Raw genomic sequence first — 22,809 nt, 5'->3', positions numbered from 1 at the left:
GGATTTCGGCCGCATTGCCTAGCTCGCGGGAGCGGTCAAAGGCGGCCTCGCATTTATGGCTTCCAACATCCTGACCAAAATTTTCGGCAGCCGCAACGACCGCCTGCTCAAAACCTACCGCAAAACCGTAGAACGCATCAATGCGCTGGAACTCGAGTATGAGAAGCTGAGCGACGACCAGCTGCGCACCAAAACCCAGGAATTCAAAGACCGGGTGACCGCAGGCGAAGAACTCGATGCCATTCTTCCTGAAGCTTTTGCCGTGGTCCGGGAGGGCAGCAAACGCGTCATGAAGATGCGTCACTTTGATGTGCAACTGCTGGGCGGCATGTCGCTGCACAACGGCAAGATTTCCGAAATGCGCACCGGCGAGGGCAAGACCCTCACCGCCACGCTGCCGGTCTACCTCAACGCGCTGACCGGAAAAGGCGTGCATGTGGTGACAGTCAATGACTACCTGGCCAGCCGCGACGCGCGCTGGATGGGCAAGCTCTACAACTTTCTGGGCCTCACCGTCGGCATCAACCTGCCCAACATGTCGCGCGAGGAAAAGCAGGCGGCCTACGGCTCCGACATCACCTACGGCACCAACAACGAATACGGCTTTGACTACCTGCGCGACAACATGGTCTACGAGGTGGCAGACCGCGTGCAGCGCGGCCTGAATTACGCCATCGTTGACGAGGTCGATTCGATCCTGATCGACGAAGCCCGCACGCCGCTCATCATCAGCGGCCAGGCTGAAGACCACACCGAGATGTACCTGGCGATGAACAAGGTCGTGCCCTTGCTGACGCGCCAGGAAGGCGAAGCCGATCCGCGCACCGGCGAAGGCGTGACCAAGCCCGGTGACTACACCATCGACGAGAAAACCCATCAGGTCTTCCTGACCGAGCAGGGTCATGAGAACGCCGAACGCCTGCTGTTCAACCTGGGCCTGATTCCGGAAGGCGCCACGCTGTACGATCCGGCCAATATTTCGCTGATGCATCACCTGTATGCAGCGCTGCGCGCCAACCTGCTCTACCACCGCGACCAGCACTATGTGGTGCAGGACGGCGAGGTCGTGATCGTTGACGAATTCACCGGCCGCCTGATGTCGGGCCGCCGCTGGAGCGACGGCCTGCACCAGGCTGTCGAAGCCAAGGAAGGCGTGCAGATCCAGGCTGAGAACCAGACGCTGGCCTCCATCACCTTCCAGAACTATTTCCGCCTGTACAGCAAGCTGGCCGGCATGACCGGAACGGCCGACACCGAAGCCTACGAATTCCAGGAAATCTACGGCCTCGAAACCACTGTCATCCCGCCCAACCGCGTCAGCCGCCGCGACGACCAGCTGGACCGCGTCTACAAGACTACCCGCGAGAAGTACGAAGCTGCGATCAAGGACATCCGTGAATGCTATGAGCGCGGCCAGCCCGTGCTGGTCGGCACGACGTCGATTGAGAACTCCGAAATCATCGACCAGTTGCTGATCAAGGAAAACCTGCCGCACCAGGTGCTCAACGCCAAGCAGCATGCCCGCGAAGCCGACATCATTGCCCAGGCCGGGCGGCCGAAAATGATCACCATTGCCACCAACATGGCGGGCCGCGGCACCGACATCGTGCTGGGCGGTAATGTTGAAAAATTGATTGAAGCGGTTGAAACGGACGAGTCGCTCGATGTAGCGGCCAGGGAGGCGGAAATCACCCGTCTGCGCACGGTCTGGAAAGAAGAGCACGAGCAGGTTACCTCCCTGGGCGGCTTGCGCATCATCGCGACCGAACGTCATGAATCGCGCCGTATCGACAACCAGCTGCGCGGCCGTTCGGGCCGCCAGGGCGACCCCGGTTCATCGCGCTTTTACCTGAGCCTGGACGACCCGCTGATGCGCATCTTCGCGGGCGACCGCGTCAAGGCCATCATGGAGCGGCTCAAGATGCCCGACGGCGAGGCGATTGAGGCGGGCATCGTGACCCGCAGCATCGAGTCGGCCCAGCGCAAGGTCGAGGCGCGCAACTTCGACATCCGCAAGCAGTTGCTGGAATATGACGACGTGGCCAATGACCAGCGCAAGGTGATTTACCAGCAGCGCAACGACATCATGGATGCGGCCAACCTGCAGGCGCAAATCGCTTCACTGCGCGAGGGCTGTTTCACCGACCTGGCGCGGCAGTACGTGCCGGTTGAAAGCGTTGAAGAGCAGTGGGACATCGCCGGCCTCGAGAATGTGCTGCGCGACGAGTGGCAGATCGAGTTGCCCCTGCGCCAGGAGCTGGAGGCAGCGACCGCCATCACCGACGACGAAGTCGTGGAAAAAGTCATCGCCGCGGCCAACGTCGCATTCGCCGACAAGGTCGAAAAGATCGGCGAAGAAAACTTCACGCAGTTCGAACGCATCGTCCTGCTGCAAAGCATCGACAGCCACTGGCGTGAACACCTGAGCGCCCTTGACTACCTGCGCCAGGGCATTCACCTGCGCGGCTATGCGCAGAAGCAGCCCAAGCAGGAATACAAGCGCGAAGCCTTTGAACTCTTCGGCCAGTTGCTGGACAGCGTGAAGAACGAGGTCACCAAGGTGCTGATGACGGTCAAGGTCCAGTCGGGCGAACAGCTGGAGCAGGCCGCCGAGGAACTGGAAAACCGGGCCGAGAACATCACCAACGTCACCTACACCGCGCCCACTGAAACCGGTGAGGTGGAAACGACGCTGGACAGCGAATCGCAGCGCCGTGCGTCGTCCATACCGGCCGACGAAGTGCCGCGTGTGGGCCGCAACGACCCTTGCCCTTGCGGCTCGGGCAAGAAGTACAAAAACTGCCACGGCCGACTGAACTGAGCACCGCGCTGCGCTGAACACTGCCCGACTTAACCCTGATTTTCCGGAGTCCTGGAACATGCCCGTCAATCTGGTTGCTACGCCCGCTGCGGATCTTTACCCTGTACCCGGCGTGCGCTGGGGCATTACCGAGGCGGGCATCCGCAAGGCCAATCGCAAAGACCTGTCGGTGCTGCTGCTCGACGAAGGCGCGTCCGTAGGTGCCGTCTTCACGCAAAACCGCTTTTGTGCGGCGCCCGTGCAGATCTGCCGCGAGCACCTGGCCAAAAATGACGGCAAGACGGCGGGCATACGCGCCATGCTCATCAACACCGGCAATGCGAACGCCGGCACCGGTGACGACGGCCTGAACCGCGCGCATGCCAGCTGCATTGCGCTGGCCCGCCTGCTGGATATTGCGCCCGAGCAGATCCTGCCGTTTTCCACCGGCGTCATCATGGAGCCGCTGCCCAACGACCGCATCGCGGCGGGCCTGCCGGCCGCGCTGGAAGCCGCCAAGGCCGACAACTGGGGCAACGCCGCCGAAGCCATCATGACGACGGATACCGTCGCCAAGGCTTTCTCCGCGCGCGTGAAGATCGCAGGCGCCGACGTCACCATCACGGGCATCAGCAAGGGCGCCGGCATGATCCGGCCCAACATGGCCACCATGCTCGGCTTCATGGCGACGGATGCCTGCGTTGCCCAGCCGCTCATGGCGCAGCTGGCCACGGAGCTTGCCGAAGGCTCCTTCAACCGCGTGACGGTCGACGGCGACACCTCGACCAACGACTCGTTCGTTGTGATGGCCACCAACAAGGCGAAACACCCGCCCATCACCTCGCTGGACAGCGCGGAAGGCAAGGCCCTGCGCGCTGCCATGCTGGGCATCGCGAAGAAGCTGGCACAAGCCATTGTTCGTGATGGCGAAGGCGCGACCAAGTTCATCACCATCGCCGTCGAAGGCGGCAAGACCGGCGAAGAGTGCCGCAAGGTCGCCTATGCGATTGCGCATTCGCCGCTGGTGAAAACCGCTTTCTTCGCCAGCGACCCCAACCTCGGCCGCATCCTGGCGGCCGTCGGTTATGCCGGCATCGATGACCTGGACCAGACAAAGATCGATCTGTACCTGGACGATGTGCTGGTCGCCAAAAACGGCGGCCGCCACCCTGCCTATGTGGAGGCCGACGGCCAGCGCGTGATGAAACAAAGCGAGATCACCGTGCGCGTGGTGCTGGGCCGGGGCGATGCAGCCGACACCGTCTGGACCTGCGACCTCTCCTACGACTACGTCAAAATCAACGCGGATTACCGCAGCTAGTCCGGCCGAGCATGAACGAGCAGTTTGAACGCCTGATCACCCGCGTCGAGTCCCTGATGGCGCGGATTGAATCCGTGTTGCCGCAACCGCTCACCGCGCCCGACTGGAGCGCTTCGATTGCCTACCGCTACCGCAAGCGCAGCTCCGGCCACGGCTCGCTGGAGCCGGTGCGCCACATCGGCAACATGAGCCTGGGCGATCTCAAGGAAATCGAGGACCAGAAGGAAAAAATCCGGCGCAACACCGAGCAGTTTGTCAGCGGCAAGCCCGCCAACAACGTGCTGCTCACCGGCGCCCGCGGCACCGGCAAGTCCTCGCTGATCAAAGCCTGCCTCAATGAGTATGCGGCGCGCGGCCTGCGGCTGATCGAGGTCGACAAGGCCGACCTGACCGACCTGCCGGACATCGTCGACGTGGTGTCCGGGCTGCCTGAAAAATTCATCGTCTTTTGCGACGACCTGAGTTTTGAGGAAGGCGAGCCCGGCTACAAGGCGCTCAAGTCCATCCTCGATGGCTCTGTCGCAGCGGCTACGCCCAACGTGCTGATCTACGCGACCAGCAACCGGCGCCACCTGCTGCCCGAGTACATGACCGAAAACCTCACCTACACACACGGCGACGATGGCGAGGTGCATCCCGGTGAAGTGGTTGAAGAAAAGATTTCGCTGTCTGAGCGCTTCGGCTTGTGGGTCAGTTTTTACCCGTTCACCCAGGACGAATACCTGACCATCGTCGCGCAGTGGCTGTCGTCCTTCGGCGTGGGCCCCGATGCGATCGCGGCCGCGAGGCCCGCATCACTGGTCTGGGCGCTGGAGCGTGGCTCGCGCAGCGGCCGCGTGGCCTACCAGTTCGCCCGCGACTACGCCGGACGCGACAGCGCCAGCCGGCCCGTGGCGGCTGCGCCCATCGCGGCGTATGAGCGGCCGGGTGCGGCTGCTGCGGCTCCATCTGACCAAGCCCCAGACCACTCCACATGAGCGTGCTGGTCGCCGACGGCGAGCGCCCGCGCGAGGGCGGTGTGGACCGCAAGGTAGTCGACGTAGCCGTCGGCGTGCTGATACGGCCGGATGGCGATTTCCTTCTGACCTCACGCCCCCCAGGCAAGGTGTACGAAGGTTACTGGGAATTCCCTGGCGGCAAGCTCGAAGCCGGTGAAACCGTCGAGCAGGCCCTGCGACGCGAACTGCAGGAAGAAATCGGCGTCACCATAGGCGCCGCCCAGCCCTGGAAAGTCGAAATGGTCGACTACCCGCACGCCTTGGTCCGCCTCAATTTCTGCAAGGTCTTCGACTGGACCGGCGAGCTGCATATGCACGAAGGCCAGTCGTATGCCTGGCAAAACCTGCCGGTGACAGTGCAGCCGGTGCTGCCGGGCACGGTGCCTGTACTTGACTGGTTTGCTGCAGAAAAATAGAACACCCCCGTTCAGGCTCACTGCGTGTAGCCTGCTCCCCCCTTGCAGGGGGCGGCGCCTGCGGACTGGCAGAGCCAGTTCCGCGGCCCCTGCTGGCAAGGCAGCCGACCGCTATTAAATTTATAGCTGCTTGCGCTCGCCAGTATTGGTCTAGAGGCACTATTCATGGGTAAAAAGAGGCTCAAAAGCCCTTTTTGGGCGCCAAAACACCTTCAAAATCTGTTGTCTCGGCCGAAAAACAGCGTCAAAACCCGATTTTCAGGCATCAAATAGGGCCTCAGCCCAATATTGGCGTGCGCGAGTAGCTATTGAATTGATAGCGCCATGCTGTATCAAGCTGGGGCTGCGGAACTGGCTTTGCCAGGCCGCAGGCGCCGCCCCCTGCAAGGGGGGAGCAGGCTACACGCAGTGAGCCTGAACGGGGGTGTGCCTAATATTCCCAGGCTTTGCTGGCACCCATCACGGCATTGGGATAGGGCGACTTGCCCCGCGATCCGTTGTAGCGGCCCAGGCCCATGAAGAGGTCGCCGCGTTCGCGGTCCAGGTAGTGGCGCAGGATCACGCAGCCAAAGCGCAGGTTGGTCTGCATGTGAAAGAGCTTGGACGGATCCCCGTCGCCGATCACGCGTGTCCAGAAGGGCATGACCTGCATGTAGCCGCGCGCGCCGACGTTGCTCACGGCGAACTTGCGGAAGTTGCTCTCGACCTGGATCAGGCCCAGCACCAGCGTGGTGTCCAGTCCGGCGCGGCGGCTTTCGTACCAGACGGTCTGCAAAAACTCCTTGCGGATTTGCCACTCGGGTTTTTTCTTCTTCAGCCGCTCGCTCATGGCGCCCAGCCAGCGCAGGTAGGCGAGCCGGCTTTCGGTGTCCTTGAACTCGGGCACGGGCGGCGCCTGGTTGGCGATGGCAGAGCTCAGCGCGGTCCGCACCGAGTCGATCAGCGGCTCTTCCACCTGCGCACCGGCATGCGCCTGCTGCGCCAGCAGCAGCGGGCTGAGGGCGATGGGCAGGGCCTGCAGGCAGCTTCGCCTGGAAATCCCCTGTGCCCCGGCCTGGGCGGCAGCTTCGGATGCGGACAGGGTCAATGAGCGCACGGAAACCATTGGAGCGTCAAAGCGCCAGCTTTCCCTTGAGGAAATCAAAGGCGCCGGCAACGTCGATCTTGCTGGAAGCCGCATCGCGCCGGTGCTGGTATTCGAGCTGGCCGTCTTTCAGGCCGCGGTCGCCGATGGTGACGCGGTGCGGCACGCCAATCAGTTCCCAGTCGGCAAACATGGCGCCGGGCCGCTCGCCGCGGTCGTCCAGGATCACGTCCACGCCGGCAGCAAGCAGTTCGGCGTAAAGCTTGTTGGCGGCTGCTTCAACTTCGGGAAAGCGGTCAGGGCTGATGGGGCACAGCACCACGGTGAAGGGCGCAATCGCGTCGGGCCAGATGATGCCGCGTTCGTCGTGGTTCTGCTCAATGGCGGCGGCCGGCAGGCGCGTGATGCCGATGCCATAGCAACCCATTTCTAGGAACTGTGGCTTGCCGTTTTCGCCGAGGAAGGTGGCGTTCATGGCCTGGCTGTATTTGGTGCCGAGGTAGAACACGTGGCCGACCTCGATGCCGCGCTCGATCACCAGCGCGCCCTTGCCGTCGGGCGAAGGGTCGCCCGCGACCACGTTGCGGATGTCGGCCACCAGTTCGGGCTCGGGCAGGTCGCGGCCCCAGTTGACGCCGGTAACGTGGAAGTCCACTTCGTTGGCGCCGCACACCCAGTCGGCCATGGCCGCGACTTCGCGGTCAACCACCAGCTTGACGGGCTTCTTCAGGTTGAGCGGGCCGAGGTAGCCGGGCTTGCAGCCGAAATGGTCTTCAATCTCCGGCAGGGTGGCAAAGCGGAAGTCCGCCAGGCCCGGCACCTTGCCAACCTTGACCTCGTTCATGTCGTGGTCGCCGCGCAGCAGCAGCAGCCAGACCTGTGTCTTGACGATCTTGCCGGTCTCATCAACCTGGTCGGTGGCCAGTACCAGCGACTTGACGGTGGAAGCGAGCGGGATGCCCAGCAGCTCGGCCACGTCGGCGCAGGTGGCCTTGCCGGGCGTGGCGGTTTTGGTCAGCGCCTGGGAAGCGGCCTTGCGTGCGCCCTGGGGCGCCAGCGCTTCGGCTTTTTCCATGTTGGCGGCGTAGTCGCTGCCGGGGCAATACACGATGGCGTCTTCGCCGGTGGCGGCGATCACCTGGAACTCTTCGCTGAGGTCGCCGCCAATGGCGCCGCTGTCCGCCGCGACGGCGCGGTAGGTCAGGCCGAAGCGGTCAAAAATCTTGCGGTAAGCCGCGGCCATGACCTGGTAGCTGGCCTTGGCGCTCGCCTGGTCGCGGTCAAAGCTGTAAGCGTCCTTCATGATGAACTCGCGCCCGCGCATCAGGCCGAAGCGCGGCCGGCRTTCGTCGCGAAATTTCGTCTGGATCTGGTACAGGTTTTTGGGCAGCTGCTTGTAGCTCTTGATGTCCTGGCGCATCACGTCGGTGACGACTTCCTCGCTGGTCGGCTGGACGACAAAGTCGCGGCCGTGGCGGTCCTTGATGCGCAGCAGTTCGGGGCCCATTTTTTCAAAGCGGCCGGTTTCCTGCCAGAGCTCGGCCGGCTGGATCACCGGCATGGTCATTTCGATCGCGCCGGCGCGGTTCATTTCCTCGCGCACGATGGCCTCGACCTTGCGGATCACGCGCAGGCCCATCGGCATGTAGTTGTACACGCCGGCGCCCAGTTTCTTGATCATGCCGGCCCGCATCATGAGCTGGTGGCTGACGACTTCCGCGTCGGCAGGCGCTTCCTTGAGGGTGGAAATAAAGAACTGGGAGGCTTTCATGGGCGGTTTTCGGGAATTCCGGGGTTGGAAAAAAGGATGGAAAAGAGTCGAAAAAGGAACGAAAAGGGAACGGGAAAGGGGTGCTGCAGCCCGCCGTGCGCTTGGCGCTGGGGCCTTCGCTGTGCATAATGGACTCAGTTTAAAAAATTGAGGTTTGATTATGCTTGACCGGGACGGCTTTAGGCCCAACGTCGGCATCATCTTGCTCAACCAGAGAAGTCAGGTATTTTGGGGCAAACGTATCCGTACCCACTCGTGGCAGTTTCCGCAGGGTGGCATTGACCGGGGCGAAAATCCCGAGCAGGCCATGTACCGCGAGTTGCATGAAGAAGTGGGGCTGATGCCGCAGCATGTGAATGTGCTGGCCCGAACCCGAGACTGGTTGCGCTATGAGGTGCCTGACCGGTTCATCCGCCGCGATGCGCGCGGACATTACAAAGGCCAGAAACAAATCTGGTTCCTGCTGCAACTGGTCGGCCACGACTGGGACTTGAACCTGCGCGCCACAGACCATCCGGAGTTCGATGCCTGGCGCTGGAACGACTACTGGGTGCCGCTGGACGTGGTGGTTGAGTTCAAGCGCGGCGTGTACGAAATGGCCCTGACCGAGCTGTCGCGGTTCGTTCCGCGCACGGACGCGCGTTTCGAGCAGCGCCCCGACCACCGCAACCGTTATTTGCGCGGGGGCTTGCATCAGCGTGACCACGCGGGCCAGGCCGGCGAGGGCGGTTTTCCGCCCGCTGGCGAGCCCTTTCATGCACCACTGACACGGCTGGGGGCGTCTTTTGAATTGCCGCCCGGCGCCACTTTTGAACCCGATCCGCAGACCAGCCTGGATGCGAACAGCCAACCAACCAAACCATGAATCTCAAACCCGCCCTTGTGGCCGCCGCGCTTTTGCTGGGGATCAGCTGTACATCATGGGCCGTGGCCCCGGCGGATGATCCCGAAGAGTGGAAAGAAGACAGCGTTTCGGCGCCGCCGGCCTTCGACCTCACCAAACTCGTCACGTTTGAGGTGTCGCCCAATTCCCAGCTGGTGTACGGCGTGGACCCTGCGACCATCCAGATTTCGAACAAGGACAGCGTCGTGCGCTACGTGATCGTGGCCTCGAATGCCAGCGGCGCACGCAATGTGATGTACGAAGGCATACGCTGCAGCACCGGCGAATTCAAGACCTATGCCCGCTATTCAGACGGCAAATGGACCAACGTCAGCAATCCGGAGTGGAAGTCGGTGTTCGGCAATATGCCGTCCAAGCATGCTTTCCGTTTGGCCAGGGCCGGCGCCTGCGACAGCGCGGCACCTGTGCAAACAGTGGACCTGATGGTGTCGCGGCTGAAGAACCCGAATTTCAGGACCCGGGAATAGGCGAGGGCTCGCGGCTGCGACGCCGCAGCGTGGCGCCCGGCAAACCTAGCGGCTCAATACCAGGTTGGTGCGGTGAACCATTTCGGGTTCGCCCGTGTAGCCCAGCAGTTTTTCGAACTCTGACGATGCCTTGCGGCAGATCATGCGGGCTTCGGCGCTTGAGTAATTGGCCAGGCCGCGCGCGATCTCGGCGCCTCCGGGATCCCTGATGGCGATGACATCGCCGCGTGAAAACTCCCCCTGAACGGCCGTCATGCCGATGGGCAGCAGGCTTTTTCCCTCATCGCGCACCTTGCCCACGGCGCCTGCGTCCACGGTGACTGAGCCCCGCATTTGCAGGTGATCGGCCATCCATTGCTTGCGGGCCTGCATCTTCTGGGTTTGCGCCACCAGCAGCGTGCCGATGGGCTCGCCCCGGGTGAGCCGGACCAGCGCTTGCGGCTCGCGGCCCCAGGCGATAACTGTCGATGCGCCTGAGCCCGCGGCGCGTTTGGCGGCCAGGATCTTGGTGATCATGCCGCCCTTGCCAATGCTGGAACCTGCGCCTCCCGCCATGGTCTCCAGCGCTGCGTCGCCGGCCTTGGCCTCATGCACAAACTGTGCGGCCGGGTCCTTGCGCGGATCGGCGGTGTAGAGGCCGCGCTGGTCTGTGAGGATGACCAGCGCGTCGGCTTCCACCAGGTTGGCGACCAGTGCGCCCAGTGTGTCGTTGTCGCCAAACTTGATCTCGTCATTGACGACGGTGTCGTTTTCGTTGATGACGGGTACTACGCCAAGCTGCAACAGCGCCAGCAGGGTGGAGCGCGCATTGAGGTAGCGTTCGCGGTCAGCCAGGTCGGCGTGCGTCAGCAGGACCTGGGCGCTGCCGATGCCGTTTTCGCGCAGCTTGGTTTCATAAACCTGTACCAGACCCATCTGGCCCACGGCGGCGGCTGCCTGCAGCTCATGGATGGCCTTGGGCCGCGTTGCCCAGCCCAGGCGTTTCATGCCCTCGGCAATGGCGCCGCTGCTGACCATGATGACCTCCCGGCCGTCCTTCACGAGGGCTGCCAGCTGCTCGCACCACTGGCCGATGGCCACGGAATCCAGCCCGCGCCCTTCGTTGGTGACCAGGCTGGAGCCCACCTTCACCACGATGCGTTTGGCGTTGCGCAGGACCAAGGAGCCGGTTTGTTCTTGCATTTAAGTGTATTTTAGGGCTCTAGCCCAATCAGGGCGGGCGCAAGCAGCTATCGTTTATATAGCAAATGCCGGCGGCGTTTGCCCGAAAATCAGCGGGGAAAGGCCGTTACGGGGATTCCGGCGGCAGTTCGGCAAATCGCGGATCAACCTCTTCCACCGGCTGCTCGCTTTTCTGGACGCTCTTCACATGCTGGTAAATGGTTTTGACCAGCTGCTCGCAACCCTCGCGCGTCAAGGCCGAGATTTCGAAGACGGGGCCCTTGAACTTGAAGCGTTTGACGAAGTCCTTCACGAGCGCGGCACGTTTGTCCTTGTCCACCATGTCGAGCTTGTTGAGGACGAGCCAGCGTGGTTTGTCGTAAAGGGCTTCGTCGTATTTCTTGAGTTCGCCCACAATCGCCTTGGCTTGCGCCACCGGGTCCACGCCTTCATCGAAAGGCGCCATGTCGACAATATGCAACAGCAGGCGGGTGCGCTGCAGATGCCGGAGGAACAGGTGGCCCAGGCCGGCGCCTTCCGAAGCACCCTCGATCAGGCCGGGAAGATCTGCCACCACGAAGCTTTGTTCCGGGCCCACGCGTACCACGCCGAGGTTGGGATGCAGGGTGGTGAAAGGGTAGTCTGCAATGCGCGGGCGCGCGTTCGACACGGCCGAAATGAAGGTGGACTTGCCGGCATTGGGCATGCCCAGCAAGCCGACGTCGGCCAGTACCTTGAGTTCGAGCTTGAGGCTTTTTCGCTCGCCGGGCCAGCCGGGTGTCTTGCTGCGTGGCGCGCGGTTGGTCGAGCTTTTGAAGCGCAGGTTGCCGAAGCCGCCGTCGCCGCCCTTGGCGATCAGCACCTGTTCACCGGGAACCAGCAATTCGTAAAGTACTTCCCCGGTTTCGCCGTCGGTCAGGATGGTTCCTACCGGCATCTTCAGGATGATGTCGTCGCCCTTGGCGCCGAACATGTCGGAACCCATGCCATGCTGGCCGTTACGGGCCTCGTGGCGGCGTGAAAACCGGAAGTCCACCAGCGTGTTCAGGTTGATGTCGGCCACCGCGTACACATGACCGCCGCGTCCGCCGTCGCCACCGTTTGGGCCGCCGAACTCCTTGTACTTTTCGTGGCTGAAGGAGACGCAGCCACTCCCGCCATCGCCTGCGGCAATGTCAATAAAGGCTTCGTCAACAAATTTCATGATGGAGTGCTGCGGTTAAAACAGGGGGCGTCAGGGGCCGGAGATCAAGTTTACAAACAAAAAAGCCCCGACAGGTCGGGGCTTCGTTTCAGTCGAAGTGACTTATCGAAGTGATCAGCTTACGCCGGGGTCACATTCACGGTGTGCTTGTTCAGCGCACCCTTGATGGAAAACGAGACCGAGCCGTCAACCAGCGCGAACAGCGTGTGGTCTTTGCCGATGCCGACATTGACGCCTGGGTGGAACTTGGTGCCACGCTGGCGCACAATGATGCTGCCTGCGTTAATGACTTCACCGCCAAATTTCTTGACGCCGAGCATTTTGGGCTGTGAATCACGCCCGTTTCGCGTAGAGCCGCCGCCTTTTTTCTGTGCCATTTTTCGTTACTCCTGGTACGTCCCTGCTTAACCGGCGATGGCGCCGATTTGCAGTTCCGTGTAGTTTTGCCGGTGGCCCTGACGCTTTTGGTAGTGCTTGCGACGGCGCATTTTGAAAATGCGAACCTTGTCGTGCCTACCCTGGGAAAGGACAGTGACTGTAACAGTGGCGCCGGACACCAAGGGCGTACCAACCGTGATTGTGCTGCCGGTGCCGACAGCCAATACCTGGTCAATAACGATCTCTTGGCCTACGTCCGCAGCAATCTGTTCTACTTTAATTTTTTCTCCAGTAGCAACCTTGTATTGTTTGCCACCGGTTTTTATGACCGCGTACATGTAAGACCTCTTTATTGAGTTCTGCAGACGGATTTCCGCAGAGCCCAATATTCTAGCATGACGGGGCCAAATTGGCCAGAAGTGCCGTTTTAGCGCTTTCAGGTGGTGGTTGCGGGCTGCGGCAGCGCCTCCGGACAGAGGGGGCTTCCTATAATCTGCCCAAACTTACCATCTCTCAACATCTGGATCCCCTTTGTCCGTCAACTCTTCAAGCACTGCCGCAGCCCTAGCCCTGATTGCCGACGACATGCGTGGAATGGACGCGGTCATCGAGCGGCGGCTCAAATCCGAGGTGCCGCTGGTCAGCCAGGTGTCGCAGTACATCGTGGCAGCTGGCGGCAAGCGACTTCGTCCCGCCCTGCTGCTGCTGCTGTGCGGTGTGCTGGGGTACCGGGGGGAACAACGCCACAACCTCGCGGCCGTGGTGGAATTTATCCATACGGCAACTTTGCTGCATGACGACGTGGTGGACGAATCCACCTTGCGCCGGGGCCGCACGACCGCCAACGAGGCCTTCGGCAACCCTGCCAGCGTTCTGGTGGGTGACTTCCTCTATTCCCGGGCGTTCCAGATGATGGTCGAAGCCGGCGATATGCGTGTCATGCAGACACTTGCCGAGGCGACCAACGTGATCGCCGAGGGCGAGGTGCTTCAACTTATGAACATGCACGACGCGACACTGTCGGAGGAGGGCTACCTCCGGGTGATTCGTTCCAAGACGGCCAAGCTGTTCGAAGCCAGCGCCCGCCTGGCGGCCTTGCTGGCCCAGTCGCCGCCAGCCATTGAGCAAAGCTGCGCAGACTACGGCCAGGCACTGGGCACCGCATTCCAGGTGATCGACGACGTGCTGGACTACGACGGGGATGTGTCTGAAATGGGGAAGAACCTGGGCGACGATTTACGCGAAGGCAAGGCGACACTTCCGCTGATCATCGCCATGCAGCGAGGTACCGAGGCTGAGCGTACGACCATCCGGCAGGCAATTGAGACGGGTGGCACGGACCAGATGACACAGATCATCGCCATCGTGCAACAGACCGGAGCGCTGCAGGCCACCCGGGATGCTGCGGCTGTAGAAGCACAGCGCGCGCTGAATGCCTTGCAGGCCCTGCCCCAAAACATTTACAGTAATGCCCTGATGCAGCTGGCCTCCCAATTGCTGGAAAGGCGTTTCTGACGGCTGCCGGATCGGGGTGTAGCTTAGCCTGGTAGAGCGCTACGTTCGGGACGTAGAGGCCGGAGGTTCGAATCCTCTCACCCCGACCAAAAATATCCTGGCCTTGGCCGTATGTGTGCGTTTCTTCGCATACTTCCAACGCCGGGCAGGCCTCTGGCGCGTTTTCGATTTACACCTTGTAATCTATAAGCGATGATACCTATTTAAGCCTATCCAGAGAATCCATGGCCGCTGTTGACACCGCTATTAACCAACCACCATCCATGGCATTGCCAGGTCTGGGTCGGGCCTTGGTGGTTGCGGGGAAGCTGGGTCAAAAGGCTGCTGAAGACATCTTTCGCAAAGCCCAAACGGGGCGCACCAGCTTCATCGCCGAACTGACAGGCTCCGGAGCGGTTTCCGCGTCTGACTTGGCGCACACCATGTCGACCGCCTTTGCGGCGCCTTTGCTTGACCTGGACGCCATAGACATACAGCGCCTGCCCAAGGGACTGCTCGATTCCAAAATCTGTGCAACGTACCGTATCGTTGTTCTGAGCAAACGCAATAACCGGCTGATTGTTGCAACGGCAGATCCATCTGACCAGGAGGCGGCTGAAAAAATCAAGTTTTCCACCCAGATGGGGGTCGACTGGGTCATCGCCGAATACGACAAGCTGTCCAAGCTGTCGGAAGTGTCCAACACCAGCGCCTCTGAGGCGATGGAAAGCATCATCGGCGATGACTTTGAGTTTGATGAAACCAGTGTGGATACTGGCGCAACCGAAGATGAAGCGGGTGTCTCCGAAGTTGAGGACGCTCCGGTCGTCAAATTTCTCCAGAAGATGCTGCTTGATGCTTTCAGCATGCGCGCTTCCGACCTGCATTTCGAGCCGTTTGAACATACCTACAGGGTGCGCTTCCGGGTGGACGGCGAATTGCGCGAAATCGCGTCACCACCGGTCGCCATCAAGGAAAAGCTTGCCGCGCGCATCAAGGTTATCTCCAAGCTGGATATCTCGGAAAAACGCGTACCGCAAGACGGCAAAATGAAGCTCAAGATCGGCCCCGATCGGGTCATCGATTTCCGGGTGAGCACCTTGCCGACCATGTATGGCGAAAAAATCGTTATCCGTATTCTGGATCCGAGTAGCGCCAAACTGGGCATTGATGCACTGGGGTATGAAACGATTGAAAAAGAGCGCCTGATGGCCGCGATTCAGCGACCCTACGGCATGGTGCTGGTGACGGGGCCCACGGGTTCCGGTAAAACCGTGTCGCTGTACACCTGCCTGAATATTCTGAACAAGCCGGGTGTCAACATTGCCACCGCTGAGGATCCCGCCGAAATCACATTGCCCGGTGTCAACCAGGTCAGCATGAATGACAAGGCTGGCATGACTTTTTCTGTCGCGCTCAAAGCTTTTTTGCGGCAGGATCCGGACATTATCATGGTCGGTGAGATTCGCGATCTTGAAACGGCTGATATCGCCATCAAGGCCGCGCAGACCGGCCACATGGTCATGTCCACGCTGCATACGAACGACGCACCCACCACGTTGACGCGTATGCGCAACATGGGCATTGCTCCTTTTAATATTGCTTCAAGCGTGATTCTGATCACGGCCCAGCGCCTTGCTCGCCGGCTTTGCCCTAACTGCAAGTCTCCTGCTGATATCCCTCGCGAGACATTGCTGGAGGCCGGTTTCAAAGAGGATGATGTCGACGGCTCGTGGACGCCGTATCGGCCTGTGGGTTGCTCCATGTGCACAAATGGTTACAAGGGGCGTGTCGGTATTTATCAGGTGATGCCGATTTCCGAGGAAATCCAGCGTATTGTCCTTCGCGACGGAAGTGCGCTTGAAATCGCTGCGCAGGCTGAACTCGAAGGGGTCCGAAGCCTGCGCCAGTCCGGATTGCAAAAAGTTAAACTCGGAATGACCTCACTGGAAGAGGTTTTGGGTTGCACGAATGTTTAAATTTGCTCACGCAAAGTGCTGATTAATCGGCGTCTGTAGCGAAAGGTGGCTTGGGCCATCGATAAAACGAGAAAACCATCATGGCAACTGCAGCATCTGTCAAAGGCGTCAAGGAATTTGTTTTTGAGTGGGAGGGCAAGGACCGCGGCGGCAAACAGGTTCGGGGCGAAACCCGGGCCGCCGGAGAAAACCAGGTCAAGGCTTCCCTGCGCCGCCAAGGCGTTTTGCCCACCAAGATCAAAAAGCGCAGCATGCGCTCCGGCAAGAAGATCAAGCCGAGGGACATCGCCATTTTTACCCGCCAGCTGGCTACCATGATGAAGGCGGGCGTTCCACTTTTGCAGTCGTTTGATATTGTGGGTCGCGGCAATGCGAATGCCAGCGTCACCAAGCTTCTCAACGATGTGCGCACGGACGTGGAAACCGGTACTTCCTTGAGTGCGGCTTTTCGCAAATACCCGATGTATTTCAATGCGCTGTATTGCAATCTGGTCGAGGCCGGTGAAGCTGCAGGTATTCTCGAGTCCCTGTTGGATCGCCTCGCGGTTTACATGGAAAAAACAGAGGCCATCAAGTCGAAAATCAAATCGGCCCTGATGTATCCCATTTCGGTGGTGATTGTGGCCTTTGTGGTGGTCGCGGTGATCATGATTTTTGTGATCCCGGCTTTCAAGGAGGTGTTTAAATCCTTTGGCGCTGACTTGCCAGCACCGACGCTGTTCGTGATCGCCATCAGCGAGTTTTTTGTGGCCTATTGGTGGCTTATTTTTGGCGGAATTGGTGGAGGCCTTTATTTCTTCTTCCAGGCCTGGAAGCGAAATGAAAAGATGCAAAAGTTCATGGACCGGCTGTTGCTCAAGGTACCCGTCTTTGGTTCCCTGATTGAAAAGTCGTGCATTGCCCGATGGACCCGTACCTTGTCCACCATGTTTGCCGCCGGCGTTCCATTGGTTGAAGCACTGGATTCCGTGGGCGGAGCGTCGGGCAATTCCCTCTATGCCGATGCCACCGAGAAAATCCAGCAGGAGGTCTCCACGGGCACCAGCCTGACGGCTGCGATGGGCAATGCGAATCTGTTCCCGACCATGGTGTTGCAGATGTGCGCCATCGGTGAGGAATCCGGCTCCGTCGATCACATGCTCGGTAAGGCCGCCGACTTTTATGAAGCGGAAGTCGACGAGATGGTGGCCGGCCTTTCGAGTCTGATGGAGCCCATCATCATCGTGTTTTTGGGTACCCTTATTGGCGGCATCGTGGTATCGATGTACCTGCCCATTTTCAAGCTGGGTCAAGTCGTTTGATGGGGACGGGTATGGGCCCGGCGTTTGATGCGTCGCTGGCCGGCATCCTGGGCCTGCTGATTGGCAGTTTCCTGAATGTTGTGATTTACCGCCTCCCCAAAATGATGGAGCGGCAATGGGCGCAGGAATGCGCGGAGCTGGCCGGGCAGCCAGCAGAGCCTTCCGACAAGTTCAATCTGGTGGTGCCGCGCTCACGCTGCTCCAGTTGCGGCCATGCCATCCGCTGGTACGAGAACATTCCGGTAGTCAGTTACGTGTTCCTGCGAGGCAAGTGTTCGGTATGCGGCTCGCCCTACGGTATGCGCTACCCCGTCGTGGAGGCAGTGACGGGCGCCTTGTTCTTCTTTTGTGTGTGGCGTTGGGGCTGGTCGCTGACTGCGCTGGGCTGGTGCGGCTTTTCCGCCGCACTGCTGGCCCTGGCGATGATCGACTGGGATACCACGCTTCTGCCGGACGATATCACCTTGCCTTTGCTGTGGGCCGGCCTGATCGTCGCCGCCCTGCAGTGGAACCCTTCGGTTAGCCTGCCAACGGCCTTATGGGGTGCCGTCGCTGGCTACCTGTCTCTGTGGCTGGTGTACTGGGCCTTCAAGCTGGCCACCGGCAAGGAAGGCATGGGCTATGGCGACTTCAAGCTTTTCGCCGCACTCGGTGCCTGGTTCGGCTGGCCTGCGCTGGTTCCCATGATCCTGATGGCTTCGGTGATTGGTGCTGTCATAGGTATTGCGTTGAAGTTCTCCACCGGCTTGCGCGAGGGCGGTTATGTGCCCTTTGGGCCTTTCCTGGCCGGTGCGGGTTTCACGGCCATGATTTTTGGGCCGCAATCCATTTTGCGATTTGTGGGCCTGTGATGCCATGTCCCGTGCAGCCCTGCGTATTGGACTGACCGGTGGCATAGGCAGCGGTAAAAGCACGATTGCCGGTATTCTGGTTGCCCACGGCGCGGCGTTGGTGGATGCTGATGCCATTTCCCGTGCGGTCACGGCAGCCGGTGGGGCGGCTGTGCCGGAAATTGCAGCGCTGTTCGGCGGAGAACTGATCACCCCCGAAGGAGCCATGCACAGGGAACGGATGCGGCAGCTGGTCTTTGACGACCCATCTGCACGGCGCAGGCTTGAGTCCATCGTGCACCCCTGGGTAAGCCGGGAAACCCTGCATCAATATGAGCAGGCGGTCGCGGGCGGCAGTGCTTGTGTCATTTTTGACGTCCCGTTGCTGGTGGAGTCGGGGCGATGGCGGCAGCAGCTTGACCAGGTTCTGATTGTGGATTGCAGTGAAAAGACCCAGATTGACCGCGTGATGGCCCGAAACGGCTGGCCACGGGAGGTGGTGGAGAAAATCATGGCTGGCCAAGCAAGCCGCGCGCAGCGCCTGTCTGCGGCTGACATATGCCTCTATAACGATGGCTTGTCTCTGGCGAGCCTGGAAGCCCTGGTCCGACAGCTTGCCTGGCGCTTCGGGCTATGATGCGCAAACAAACCTCCTCATTTAAAGCCGACGAAATCTAGCGCTGTGATCCTTTACGAGTATCCTTTTCACGAACGCATACGCACTTATCTGCGACTTGAACACCTGTTTCGCCGTCTCGGTGAATTGGTGGAGCGTGAGAGCCCGACGGATCATCATTACGCGATCACGACCATTTTTGAAATCATGGATGTCGGCGCGCGTGCCGACCTGAAGACCGATGTGCTCAAGGACCTTGAGAAACAAAAACATGTCCTCAACGGCTACCGCGGCAACCCGGCCATTTCCGAAGCCGTTCTGGACGAGGTGACCGGCCAGCTTGAGGGCTGTTTTTCCGCCTTGAACAACCTGCCGGGCAAAGCCGGTCATTCCCTGACGGAGAACGACTGGCTGATGAGCATTCGCAGCCGTGTCGGCATCCCGGGCGGGACCTGTGAGTTTGATTTGCCGGCCTACTATGCGTGGCAGCACCTTGACACCGAAACACGCCAGCAAGACCTGCAGCGCTGGATCACGCCGCTGGTGCCGCTGGCCGAATCCATACGTGTACTGCTAACGCTGTTGCGTGACTCCGGGGCGCCTCAAAAAGTGGTGGCGCCCGGCGGGCAATACCAGCAGACGTTGCCGCAGGGGCGCACCTTTCAGCTGTTGCGCCTGCGGATAGACCCGGCTCTGGGGTTGATTCCCGAAATCAGCGGTAACCGGCTGATTGTGTCGGTGCGCCTCATGCGCCACGGCAGTGACGACCGGCTGCACGCCAGCACCGAAGATTCTGCGTTTGAGCTGACGCTTTGCTCCTGATTTCAGGACTTGCTGCCTCATCGCCATCACACCCGATTGATCCCCAGACCTGTCTACAAACATGCCTGCGATGAAGAAAGATTCTCCGCCTCTCAAACGGGTCATATGTCCTGGCTGCGGCGGTGAAAGCATTTACGCACCCAGCAACCCTTTTCGCCCATTTTGCAGCGAGCGTTGCAAGAACATAGACTTGGGCGCCTGGGCCAGCGAAGGGTTCCGCCTGCCGGCGGATGTGCCACCGGATGATGAACAATTTGGAGACCCCAAGCTGCAATAAAGCTTGAGGCGAAACGCGGTGTCACCTGCGTTTGCGAAAGAATAAAAAGGGAGGAAAAAGTATGAACAGGAATTTTTGCAATGCGCTGGCTGCCGTTTTGGCCATGGCGCTGCTGGGCGGTAATGTGCAGGCTCAATCGGCCCAGGATGGGGTAAAGCCCGCCAAGGCCAAAAAAACCAGGAAGACCGCCGCTCAATCCGGTGCGGTAAATTCAGGCGGCAAAGTCAAATTCATCTCAGGGTCCGGCGAGACAGCCGGCCAGCGCGATGCCCGGCTCAAACGCGAATGCAAGGGCGCGGTAGATGCAGGCGCCTGCGCGGGCTACACGCGCTGATCCATCGATGGCGCCGGTGCGAAGCCGGCACAACGCCTGCAATGCTCAGTTGGTGGTGGGGGTTCCCAGCACCTGTTGCAGCTCGCCGTTCTGGTACATCTCCATCATGATGTCCGAGCCGCCGATGAATTCGCCTTTCACGTAGAGCTGTGGAATAGTTGGCCAGTTGCTGAACTCCTTGATGCCGTGGCGGATTTCCTCATCTTCCAGCACGTTCACGGTGGCGGGCTTGTTCACGCCGCAGGCCTTCAGCACCTGGATGGCACGGCCGGAAAAACCGCACATCGGGAATTGGGCCGTGCCTTTCATGAAAAGGACCACATCGCTCGATTTGACGATTTCGGCGATGCGTTGCTGGGTAGGGTCTGTAGTGCTCATGGTGAATCCTTTTGGGGTGTGGGCCGAAGCGCCCGTGCCGGGCCGAAAAATGCGCTTCGGCGAGGCTGTTTCAAATACATGGAATCTGGAAACCAGAATTCAACCCGCCGATTATCCTGCCGTTTGATTTCCCGTGTGGATTCATCGTTCGCCCGGCCACAGCCCGCCAGAGCAGCGTTCAATGCCCGCCAGGTCCCGCCGGCTCTGAACCTGTACAAAGCCCTCCTGCGCCAGCAGTGACCGCGCGGCTTCAGCCTGGTCGTAGCCATGCTCCAGCAGCAGCCAGCCGCCTGGCAGCAGGCTGGCGGGCGCCTCCCGGGTGATCTCCCGGATGTCCTCCAGCCCGTCCGGGCCGGCGGTCAAGGCTGCCAGGGGCTCGTGAACCAGGGCAGCCAGATGTGGGTCAGCGCTGGCAATGTAGGGCGGGTTGCTCACGATCAGGTGAAGGTGCCCGCTGACTTCCCGCAGCCAGTGACTTTGAATGAAATCGATATCCAGGTTCAGGCGGGCCGCATTGTCTCTGGCGACATCGAGTGAGTATGCACTCACATCTACGGCTGTCACGCGGCCCTGACGGCCGGTTGTCTGCAGGCTGTGGGCAATGGCCAGGGCAATGGCCCCGCTGCCGGTGCCAAGGTCCAGAATTCCCGGCTCTGGCGGCGTGCCGGGGGCCTGCAGCAGCTCAAGCGCCCAGCTCACCAGCGTTTCGGTGTCGGGGCGCGGCACCAGCACACGGGCATCCACCTGAAGCGTCAGGCCGAAAAACTCCTTGCTGCCTACGATGTAAGCCAGCGGTTCTCCGCTGGCGCGGCGCAGGCACAGCGCCTGGAAACGCTGCGCGACATCTTCTGCCAGTTCGTCCGTATCGTGGGCCAGCAGCCAGGCGCGGGCATGCTCCGGTTTGCCCAGCGCATGCAGCAATAACAACTGGGCATCCAGGCGGTCCAGCCCCAATGCCTGAGCGGCAGCCAGGGCTTGCGCGCAGGTAAGTCCGCTCAACTGAACCTCCTTGAAGTGCTATGAAAATAGTAGCTGCTTGCGCACATCCTGATTGGGCTAGAGGCCTTTTTTGTTATTCAACTTCTGATGTTCAGGCGCCATTGTTGGCGGTCTCGAGCTCCGCCAGCAGCTCGGCGCCGCGCGCCACCTGCAGGGCCGTGACCACATCGCCCAGGTCGCCTTCCATGATGGCCAGGAGCTTGTACAGCGTCAGGTTGATGCGGTGGTCGGTCAGCCGCCCCTGCGGGAAGTTGTAGGTGCGGATGCGGTCGCTGCGGTCGCCCGTGCCCACCAGCCCCTTGCGCAGGGCTGCGTCCTTGGCGGCGCGCTCGGAGCGGTCTTTTTCGTGGATGCGTGCGGTGAGTACCTTGAGCGCCTGGGCCTTATTGCTGTGCTGGCTTCGCCCTTCCTGGCATTCCGCGACGATACCGGTCGGGATGTGCGTGATGCGCACGGCCGAATCCGTCTTGTTGATGTGCTGGCCGCCGGCGCCGCTGGCGCGGTAGGTATCGATGCGCAGGTCGGCTGGGTTGATCTGGATGGCCACGGCTTCGTCGGGCTCCGGCATCACGGCCACCGTGCAGGCGCTGGTATGGATGCGGCCTTGCGTTTCAGTGGCGGGAACGCGCTGCACACGGTGACCGCCCGACTCAAAGCGCAGCTTGCCATACACGCCGACGCCCAGGGAATCCGTGGCGCCGTCAATGCGCAGCACGACTTCCTTGTAGCCACCCAGTTCGCTGGAGGATTCACTGATGATTTCCACTTGCCAGCGGTTGCGTTCGGCAAAGCGGGTGTACATGCGGAACAGGTCACCTGCAAACAGCGCCGATTCATCCCCCCCGGTGCCGGCCCGGATTTCGATGAAAGCCGCGCGCGCGTCGTCCGGGTCCTTCGGAATCAGCATCAGCTGCAGGGCCTCGTCGATCTGCGCGATATCGGCTTTGGCCGCGGCGATTTCTTCCTCCGCCATCGCAGCCATTTCCGGGTCATCTTTGGCTTCAGCCAGCATGCCTTCAGCACTGCTGAGGTCGGCCTCGCGACTGGTGAGCCGCAAGTACTGGTCGGCGATCACGCTGGCTTCGGCGTGCTCCCGGGTCAGCGAACGGAAGCGGTCCAGGTCGCTGACCACGTCGCTGGCAGACAGCAATGCGTCCAGCTCGTGCAGCCGCAGCAGCTGGCGGTCCAGGGTTTGGCGAAGAAAAGGTTTCATGGAAATGGAGGACTGGAAAAAGGGGGCCAGAAGGCCGTCAACAACGACGCTCCGCCAGCGGA

23 protein-coding genes and 1 tRNA gene are annotated in these 22,809 nt (G+C 60.8%); 15 read left to right on the top strand and 9 right to left on the bottom strand.

Annotated elements, in window-relative coordinates; all coding sequences use genetic code 11:
- Positions 1-55: 55 nt before the first annotated feature.
- From secA to AC1DZE_RS10605, 4 genes are read left to right on the top strand one after another with little or no spacing between them, the layout of a single operon-like run.
- Positions 56-2,821 carry a preprotein translocase subunit SecA gene (gene secA / locus AC1DZE_RS10620; protein ID WP_477700016.1) on the top strand — a complete coding sequence of 922 codons (2,766 nt, stop codon included), beginning with the start codon at positions 56-58 and terminating at the stop codon, positions 2,819-2,821.
- 58 nt (positions 2,822-2,879) lie between these two features.
- Entirely contained in the window at positions 2,880-4,121 is a 1,242-nt protein-coding gene (argJ, locus tag AC1DZE_RS10615) for a bifunctional glutamate N-acetyltransferase/amino-acid acetyltransferase ArgJ (RefSeq protein ID WP_477674525.1), read from the top strand.
- Positions 4,122-4,132: 11 nt separating this feature from the next.
- The gene (locus AC1DZE_RS10610; protein WP_477694559.1) at positions 4,133-5,098 is read left to right on the top strand and encodes an ATP-binding protein; all 966 of its coding nucleotides are present in this window, start codon (positions 4,133-4,135) and stop codon (positions 5,096-5,098) included.
- A complete protein-coding gene (locus AC1DZE_RS10605; RefSeq protein WP_477674011.1) occupies positions 5,095-5,535 on the top strand; it encodes an NUDIX domain-containing protein in 441 nt (146 codons plus the stop codon). The genes AC1DZE_RS10610 and AC1DZE_RS10605 overlap by 4 nt, the downstream gene beginning before the upstream one ends.
- A gap of 430 nt (positions 5,536-5,965) precedes the next feature.
- On the opposite strand, the gene AC1DZE_RS10600 is transcribed toward AC1DZE_RS10605, so the two are convergent.
- Positions 5,966-6,640, bottom strand: coding sequence for a lytic transglycosylase domain-containing protein (locus AC1DZE_RS10600; RefSeq protein ID WP_477674012.1), 675 nt, complete (start codon positions 6,638-6,640; stop codon positions 5,966-5,968).
- A gap of 7 nt (positions 6,641-6,647) precedes the next feature.
- Complete coding sequence (locus AC1DZE_RS10595) at positions 6,648-8,390, bottom strand: proline--tRNA ligase (RefSeq protein WP_477700015.1); 1,743 nt, start codon at positions 8,388-8,390, stop codon at positions 6,648-6,650.
- Between the two features lie 160 nt (positions 8,391-8,550).
- Here AC1DZE_RS10595 and AC1DZE_RS10590 point away from each other — a divergent pair, with 160 nt between their 5' ends.
- Both AC1DZE_RS10590 and AC1DZE_RS10585 read left to right on the top strand, forming a co-directional pair.
- A complete protein-coding gene (locus AC1DZE_RS10590; RefSeq protein WP_477670208.1) occupies positions 8,551-9,255 on the top strand; it encodes an RNA pyrophosphohydrolase in 705 nt (234 codons plus the stop codon).
- Positions 9,252-9,761, top strand: a complete 510-nt coding sequence (locus tag AC1DZE_RS10585; RefSeq protein WP_477673801.1) for a CNP1-like family protein — start codon at positions 9,252-9,254, stop codon at positions 9,759-9,761. Before AC1DZE_RS10590 ends, AC1DZE_RS10585 begins: the two co-directional genes overlap by 4 nt.
- Before the next feature lie 45 nt (positions 9,762-9,806).
- On the opposite strand, the gene proB is transcribed toward AC1DZE_RS10585, so the two are convergent.
- From proB to rplU, 4 genes are all read right to left on the bottom strand, one after another.
- A complete protein-coding gene (gene proB, locus AC1DZE_RS10580; protein WP_477669838.1) occupies positions 9,807-10,943 on the bottom strand; it encodes a glutamate 5-kinase in 1,137 nt (378 codons plus the stop codon).
- A gap of 106 nt (positions 10,944-11,049) precedes the next feature.
- Complete coding sequence (cgtA, locus tag AC1DZE_RS10575; RefSeq protein ID WP_477649123.1) at positions 11,050-12,126, bottom strand: Obg family GTPase CgtA; 1,077 nt, start codon at positions 12,124-12,126, stop codon at positions 11,050-11,052.
- Between the two features lie 119 nt (positions 12,127-12,245).
- Entirely contained in the window at positions 12,246-12,503 is a 258-nt protein-coding gene (gene rpmA / locus AC1DZE_RS10570) for a 50S ribosomal protein L27 (protein WP_457279679.1), read from the bottom strand.
- Between the two features lie 27 nt (positions 12,504-12,530).
- On the bottom strand, positions 12,531-12,842 hold the full coding sequence (gene rplU, locus AC1DZE_RS10565; RefSeq protein WP_122955355.1) for a 50S ribosomal protein L21: 312 nt from the start codon (positions 12,840-12,842) through the stop codon (positions 12,531-12,533).
- A gap of 193 nt (positions 12,843-13,035) precedes the next feature.
- On the opposite strand from rplU, the gene AC1DZE_RS10560 reads away from it, so the two are divergent.
- From AC1DZE_RS10560 to AC1DZE_RS10520, 9 genes are all read left to right on the top strand, one after another.
- Entirely contained in the window at positions 13,036-14,019 is a 984-nt protein-coding gene (locus tag AC1DZE_RS10560) for a polyprenyl synthetase family protein (protein WP_477669837.1), read from the top strand.
- A gap of 12 nt (positions 14,020-14,031) precedes the next feature.
- Positions 14,032-14,108, top strand: a tRNA-Pro gene (locus AC1DZE_RS10555).
- A 135-nt stretch (positions 14,109-14,243) separates the two neighbouring features.
- Positions 14,244-15,977, top strand: coding sequence for a type IV-A pilus assembly ATPase PilB (gene pilB, locus AC1DZE_RS10550; RefSeq protein ID WP_477669836.1), 1,734 nt, complete (start codon positions 14,244-14,246; stop codon positions 15,975-15,977).
- 80 nt (positions 15,978-16,057) lie between these two features.
- Positions 16,058-17,278, top strand: coding sequence for a type II secretion system F family protein (locus AC1DZE_RS10545; RefSeq protein WP_477669835.1), 1,221 nt, complete (start codon positions 16,058-16,060; stop codon positions 17,276-17,278).
- A gap of 11 nt (positions 17,279-17,289) precedes the next feature.
- Positions 17,290-18,129, top strand: a complete 840-nt coding sequence (locus AC1DZE_RS10540; RefSeq protein WP_477669834.1) for a prepilin peptidase — start codon at positions 17,290-17,292, stop codon at positions 18,127-18,129.
- 4 nt (positions 18,130-18,133) lie between these two features.
- Complete coding sequence (gene coaE, locus AC1DZE_RS10535; RefSeq protein ID WP_477669833.1) at positions 18,134-18,745, top strand: dephospho-CoA kinase; 612 nt, start codon at positions 18,134-18,136, stop codon at positions 18,743-18,745.
- A gap of 45 nt (positions 18,746-18,790) precedes the next feature.
- The gene (gene zapD, locus AC1DZE_RS10530; protein WP_457279673.1) at positions 18,791-19,546 is read left to right on the top strand and encodes a cell division protein ZapD; all 756 of its coding nucleotides are present in this window, start codon (positions 18,791-18,793) and stop codon (positions 19,544-19,546) included.
- A gap of 70 nt (positions 19,547-19,616) precedes the next feature.
- Positions 19,617-19,823 carry a DNA gyrase inhibitor YacG gene (locus AC1DZE_RS10525; protein ID WP_477670207.1) on the top strand — a complete coding sequence of 69 codons (207 nt, stop codon included), beginning with the start codon at positions 19,617-19,619 and terminating at the stop codon, positions 19,821-19,823.
- Between the two features lie 61 nt (positions 19,824-19,884).
- Positions 19,885-20,157 carry a hypothetical protein gene (locus AC1DZE_RS10520; protein ID WP_477700014.1) on the top strand — a complete coding sequence of 91 codons (273 nt, stop codon included), beginning with the start codon at positions 19,885-19,887 and terminating at the stop codon, positions 20,155-20,157.
- A gap of 45 nt (positions 20,158-20,202) precedes the next feature.
- Here the strand turns inward: AC1DZE_RS10520 and grxD are convergent, their stop codons facing one another.
- From grxD to prfA, 3 genes are all read right to left on the bottom strand, one after another.
- Positions 20,203-20,535 carry a Grx4 family monothiol glutaredoxin gene (gene grxD / locus AC1DZE_RS10515; protein ID WP_457279670.1) on the bottom strand — a complete coding sequence of 111 codons (333 nt, stop codon included), beginning with the start codon at positions 20,533-20,535 and terminating at the stop codon, positions 20,203-20,205.
- A gap of 141 nt (positions 20,536-20,676) precedes the next feature.
- The gene (prmC, locus tag AC1DZE_RS10510; RefSeq protein ID WP_477700013.1) at positions 20,677-21,534 is read right to left on the bottom strand and encodes a peptide chain release factor N(5)-glutamine methyltransferase; all 858 of its coding nucleotides are present in this window, start codon (positions 21,532-21,534) and stop codon (positions 20,677-20,679) included.
- 91 nt (positions 21,535-21,625) lie between these two features.
- Complete coding sequence (gene prfA, locus AC1DZE_RS10505; RefSeq protein WP_477669830.1) at positions 21,626-22,747, bottom strand: peptide chain release factor 1; 1,122 nt, start codon at positions 22,745-22,747, stop codon at positions 21,626-21,628.
- Positions 22,748-22,809 lie beyond the last annotated feature (62 nt).

The sequence above is a fragment of the Polaromonas sp. P1_F1 genome (genome assembly GCF_056405795.1).
This window is presented reverse-complemented; position numbering and strand designations above follow the sequence as displayed.

Bases quoted from the DNA above. Each gene is read 5' to 3' on its own strand.
- secA (WP_477700016.1), top strand. From the start codon at position 56: ATGGCTTCCAACATCCTGACCAAAATTTTCGGCAGCCGCAACGACCGC.
- argJ (WP_477674525.1), top strand. From the start codon at position 2,880: ATGCCCGTCAATCTGGTTGCTACGCCCGCTGCGGATCTTTACCCTGTA.
- AC1DZE_RS10610 (WP_477694559.1), top strand. From the start codon at position 4,133: ATGAACGAGCAGTTTGAACGCCTGATCACCCGCGTCGAGTCCCTGATG.
- AC1DZE_RS10605 (WP_477674011.1), top strand. From the start codon at position 5,095: ATGAGCGTGCTGGTCGCCGACGGCGAGCGCCCGCGCGAGGGCGGTGTG.
- AC1DZE_RS10600 (WP_477674012.1), bottom strand. From the start codon at position 6,640: ATGGTTTCCGTGCGCTCATTGACCCTGTCCGCATCCGAAGCTGCCGCC.
- AC1DZE_RS10590 (WP_477670208.1), top strand. From the start codon at position 8,551: ATGCTTGACCGGGACGGCTTTAGGCCCAACGTCGGCATCATCTTGCTC.
- AC1DZE_RS10585 (WP_477673801.1), top strand. From the start codon at position 9,252: ATGAATCTCAAACCCGCCCTTGTGGCCGCCGCGCTTTTGCTGGGGATC.
- proB (WP_477669838.1), bottom strand. From the start codon at position 10,943: ATGCAAGAACAAACCGGCTCCTTGGTCCTGCGCAACGCCAAACGCATC.
- cgtA (WP_477649123.1), bottom strand. From the start codon at position 12,126: ATGAAATTTGTTGACGAAGCCTTTATTGACATTGCCGCAGGCGATGGC.
- rpmA (WP_457279679.1), bottom strand. From the start codon at position 12,503: ATGGCACAGAAAAAAGGCGGCGGCTCTACGCGAAACGGGCGTGATTCA.
- rplU (WP_122955355.1), bottom strand. From the start codon at position 12,842: ATGTACGCGGTCATAAAAACCGGTGGCAAACAATACAAGGTTGCTACT.
- pilB (WP_477669836.1), top strand. From the start codon at position 14,244: ATGGCCGCTGTTGACACCGCTATTAACCAACCACCATCCATGGCATTG.
- AC1DZE_RS10545 (WP_477669835.1), top strand. From the start codon at position 16,058: ATGGCAACTGCAGCATCTGTCAAAGGCGTCAAGGAATTTGTTTTTGAG.
- AC1DZE_RS10540 (WP_477669834.1), top strand. From the start codon at position 17,290: ATGGGCCCGGCGTTTGATGCGTCGCTGGCCGGCATCCTGGGCCTGCTG.
- coaE (WP_477669833.1), top strand. From the start codon at position 18,134: ATGTCCCGTGCAGCCCTGCGTATTGGACTGACCGGTGGCATAGGCAGC.
- AC1DZE_RS10525 (WP_477670207.1), top strand. From the start codon at position 19,617: ATGAAGAAAGATTCTCCGCCTCTCAAACGGGTCATATGTCCTGGCTGC.
- AC1DZE_RS10520 (WP_477700014.1), top strand. From the start codon at position 19,885: ATGAACAGGAATTTTTGCAATGCGCTGGCTGCCGTTTTGGCCATGGCG.
- grxD (WP_457279670.1), bottom strand. From the start codon at position 20,535: ATGAGCACTACAGACCCTACCCAGCAACGCATCGCCGAAATCGTCAAA.
- prfA (WP_477669830.1), bottom strand. From the start codon at position 22,747: ATGAAACCTTTTCTTCGCCAAACCCTGGACCGCCAGCTGCTGCGGCTG.